This is a genomic window from Zunongwangia pacifica, from assembly GCF_023499215.1.
GTDB classification, from domain to species: Bacteria; Bacteroidota; Bacteroidia; order Flavobacteriales; family Flavobacteriaceae; genus Zunongwangia; species Zunongwangia pacifica.
In genome coordinates this window covers 1-4,882 of the sequence record NZ_JAKHSK010000076.1, presented here as the reverse complement: position 1 = coordinate 4,882, position 4,882 = coordinate 1, and the positions used below count along the sequence as shown (strand labels likewise).

The window sequence follows — 4,882 nt, the reverse complement described above, 5'->3', positions numbered from 1 at the left end:
CCTACTAATACCGTAATGAATAAGTTCTTTTGTGATAGCTCGTTTATGGCAGGGCTTTAAAGCTTTCCTGCCTGCCGGCTGGCAGGTTTTCAATAATCTCTTTGGCCATCTGATGATCCAGTGATAGATTGGCGCACATTTTTTTAAGCCTTCGATTTTCTTGATCTAGGTACTTTAAACGCTTGAATTCTTTACCGTTCATCCAGCCGCCATAGCGTTCCTGCCACTTGTAAAAGCAGCTGTGCTGATTTTGTACTCTCGGCTGATCTCTGCGGCCGTTTTACCGTTATCAAATTCCTTTAAAATCTTTGCGATTTGCTAAGGTGAATATTTACCCTTCTTCATAATTACTGTTTAAAATTAAGCAAAATAGTATACTTTTAAACAGTTCGATTTTAAGGGAAGCTTATAATTCAGCATCTATTCCCTATAAAGAAAGTTTCCACTTTGACCGTTCCAGTAACTCGCAATATCATTCATCAAATTACTATTTCCACTCGTTATTATATAGTGAGACTTTAGTGTTATTGTTTTTTTCTCGTAGTCTATATAAATTCCAAAATCCCTAACGTCATAATCCACAAATATTAATGTATTATTTCCTGCATACATATGGCGTTTTTTCAAATAACACTATAAGAATAAAATATTAAGGTATAACCATTTTGACTTTTTTGAAATTGATATTTTTTTTTGTAACCTGTATTCTTTTTATATAAAAGAATATTGAAGTCACAATCTTCAAAAATTTCGACACTTTTCGTTACTTCTTCATTGTCGTTAAAATCTTCTGATGAATAAAATAGCCAAGATTCCTCATCCCATATATAATTCTCATCTTCAAACCTATAGTCAGAATTATAACCCTCTAAAGGAAATGAAATATGTTTCATTCTAAAAATAGAATCCTGCATAAAATTGTTAACAAAGGATTTTATCTCCAAATCACAATTAACCAAATTAGAAGGTCTTTTATTTACTATTGTCGGTTTCTTTGACTTTTCGATATTCAAGCAAGAAGCAAAAATAAAAATAGAAAATAAAAAATTAATCTTTATTAGAGTTTTAACCATAACATTATATTAATTATTACAATCCTTACAGGGATTGGGCTCAGGAGTTATTACCGGAGGTGGTGTGAAAATTGTAGGGTCGGGATTGATTGGCGGCAAATTTGGAATTATAGGAGGCGTATTTACCAAATCAACACCACTAGGTAAGATCGTACCTACGGAAGATACTGACTCCCTTTCAGTATTATTGTCATTTTCCTCATTACTATTCGAACTTCGTCCATAAGAAGCTAATTTCACCCAAAAAAGGAGCCATTCTATTTTGTTTGAAGTCTGGAAATTTGGTATTTCTGGTCCATGTAACATATAATCTAAATCATGTATACTCTCAGGGTTAATTTTATTAGATTTTTTAAAAATTCCTACGTAAGAATCTGATTTTATGATTTCAAAATGTAGGTGAGGGCCAGTACTTCCTCCTGTATTACCCGAAGTAGCAATTGATTGACCGTTGGAAACTTCGTCATTTAAAACAACTATTGTTCCACTTTTTTCTAAATGCCCATATAGGGTATAATAACCATTTGTATGCTTCAATACAATATACCTACCATATCCATCTGGATCCCATCCAATTTTAACAACCTTACCCCTCGCAGCAGCCTTCACTGAACTACCAATCGGCGCTGTTAAATCAATTCCATCATGACCTTTGTATTTACCGCTAATGGGATGTTGCCTTACTCCATACCTACTTGATATCCTTGTATAATATATTATAAACGGTAAGGGTATTCTACCTTCATCATCAATAAAGAATATTGGATTATCAAAAGCATAATTGTATGGTGAATGTCTTCTCATCTGTTCCGCCAACGGGTCAATATTCATCCATCTACCAATTGCTGCATTATAGTTCCTTGCCCCAAAATCCAACCATTCTAATCCCTTTTCATTCTGTTCTTCTTTACCATTAAAACCGTATTGATGGTTGCTAAAATTATCAGAACGGGGATTGCTCTGCGCATATTGTTGCTGTAACCCAAAAGGGTAATAATGATGCTGTTCTTCTATACGTAAACTCGGCGATGTGGGCGTACCAATATTCCTATAGGACAGGCGTATATTCCCCAAGTGATCCTTATACTGGTACACATATTTGTAAACACTTCCTGCTTTCTCCACATAACCTTCAGGAGTATTGAAAAATTCAAGGGTTGTCGTATTATTCACTTTTTTATAAACGTAATTTCCTGCATACTCGGTAACGATATTCCCAGGGGCGGTCTTCTTAAGCTTTACCCCCATCGCATCGTAAATATACGAAATTGTCCCTGTACCATCACCTCGATCTGTACTGATTGTTACAGACTCCGGTAAGTTTAAGTGATTGTAGATAAAACCATTAGTTAAACTGGTAATACCTTTATTGGTGTCTGTCTTAAGATTCCCGTTAATGTCATAGCTATAGTCGTTGCCGGTGTCTGTTGTGCTACCTGCTATATCATCTTTAAAACCATAGGTATCAGTTGTTGAACGGTCATCGACTTTTAACAGCTTATTACTATTAGAGGAATAGGTATAGTACAATTTATCCATCTCACCAAAAGAGGTTGCCCCGCTATTAAGCTGTCCATTACGGGAAAGATAGGTGATGTTCCCGTTCTTATCGTAGATGGAACTATTCAGATTGTATCGTGCTGATTCACTACTTATTGCATCTTTAATACGGTTTAAGGCATCGTAACCATAAGAATACCATCTAAGGGCATTGTCATTTGAAGTGCGCCACTCGGTCTCTGAAATATTGCCATTGTAAAGCGGTGTGGCCCCATGGTCCGCCGTATTGTAATTCAACTTAAAGGCAAAGAGTTTGTTCCCTAAACTATTGGGATCATTGATCCTTTTGAGCCACCCGCGGATGTTATAAGCATAATCTACTGTTTGAAGTGGGGCCGTGGGGGTATTGCCCACTTTCTTCTTCTTAAGCTGCCCCAATCCATCGTATTCGTTGAAAGCAATCAGTTCTTCTCCCTGGCTATTGATCTTTTGGGTCTGTTGGGTCAGCCTGCCCATATGATCGTATTCAAACTTATCGACTGTGGTGATAGTGGGTTGATTAGTCTTGGTATGTACTGTCGTACTCTCTTCCACTTGTCCCAAGAAATCAAGCTTGTTTTTGATCACATCGCTGCTTTGCAGATAGGGGTTCTCTGTTTTGCTATAGATTACCCTGCCTTTCTTATCATACCCCATAACCGTGGTGATCCAACTACTGGTGGTCAGTACCCGTACTTTTGATCCGGTGGCCAGGCCTTTGGTCTTTATCCTGGTGCTGGTCGCATTATTATAGTTTTCTACCGGAATACTATACACGCTTTGTGGCAGGCTGCTGCCATAAAAACGGTAATCGTCATAATAGTTCACCGTGTACAAAGTGACATCGTTGGCTTGATCACTTAAATCGGGATAGGCATTATCGGTATAATAAAACGTGCCCCCTCCATAATTTAATGCGGTGTTAGAGGTTTTCTCGTACTGATCGTTTTCTGCATCTGCAGCGGCCTGGTGATCGCCACGGCTAAGGTCACTTTTAAAAAGTCCGGTGTAGACTACCCTACCAAAGGCATCATACTTGGTAAACAGCCATTCCTTTGTAGGTTTGTCCGCCTGAAGAGCATCCTGCGTCAGGATGGGTTGATCCAGTTTGTTATAAACAATCCTCTCCCAGCCCTTGCCCGGGAGTTTCTTTTCGATAAGACGGTTACGGTGATCATAGCGGTATTGATAGCACAGTTCGCTTAACGGACTATTATCAGTCCCACCCGTAGAAGCCTCATCAATAGAAGCCCTAAAGGTACTACCCGATTGGGCGTGAAAGCCCGGCTGCAAAACAATAACATCACTGGAGGTAAGCTCCAGGGTTTCCCCGTTACCCACCACTGCCTGGGAATAGACGGCATCGCTTCCTGTTGTAGATCCTCCTGATGAAGAGCCTTCCAATAAGTCATTCAGGCTTAGTACTGATGCTTTTGGCGGAAGGACATAGGTCAGGTTCCCATAATCATCATATACATAATACGTATCATGGGCAACAACACTCTCTCCAGAACCAATATTTCCATCCATATTCTTATCCGCAGGGCCATAAGTCCGCTTTAAGACCACACGGCCCTGTTTATCTTTAAATTCTTCCACCGTATGCAACTTTCCACTGCTCCAGTTCTCATCCTTGACCACGGTCTTATACAGTTCGCCCGGATCATAATACCCAGAGAGTAACAGACCCGGCTCATAACTGCTGCTTAAGCTTACCTCATACAACCGTACTTCACTGCCGGTATTGGTTTGGTAATCGAATTTTATCGTATGGTCACTATCGCTGGTTTTATTCACACGCCAGGATTTGCCCGGTGCCCCCTGTTCCAATACACGGCTTAACGGAGAGGATTCCAAATGCTTCTCTGAATACACCGGCAGGCCGTCCACCTGGCTTGTGCTGTTGGTCATCCCGCTAAAGTCCTCCTCATAACGCGAATGGTAATAGTTCTCCAGATCCACCAGTACACCACTGCTGCGGTACGTCCCGGCAGTACTACTGCCTTCCACATAGGGCAAATACTCCTTATCCTGGCGGCCATAGGCATCGTAACCGATATGGGTAATGATATCTTTTGTTCCTCCAGACTGCTTGATCCCGATCTGTTGCATGGGACGGCCAAGGCCATCAAAATAGGTGATCGATTCGGTCGCTTTGGCCGGGGTGACCTGGCTGTGGCTTAAGGAAGTGCTATAGGGCTGACGGTACGTTCGCGTATATACATAGTTCTCATCACTAAAAGCACCGCCACCGCCGCCACCGCTGGAAG

The 4,882-nt window shown here is 40.5% G+C and carries 2 protein-coding genes and 1 pseudogene; all 3 read right to left on the bottom strand.

The features are described from left to right. Positions 1 to 315: pseudogene (locus L1967_RS21980) on the bottom strand (transposase); the annotation flags it as partial. A 308-nt stretch (positions 316 to 623) separates the two neighbouring features. After that, positions 624 to 1,073, bottom strand: a complete 450-nt coding sequence (locus L1967_RS21975; protein WP_249603639.1) for a hypothetical protein — start codon at positions 1,071 to 1,073, stop codon at positions 624 to 626. Positions 1,074 to 1,082: 9 nt separating this feature from the next. After that, positions 1,083 to 4,882: DUF6443 domain-containing protein (locus tag L1967_RS21970; RefSeq protein WP_249603638.1), on the bottom strand; the 3,800-nt coding region annotated here is incomplete at its 5' end.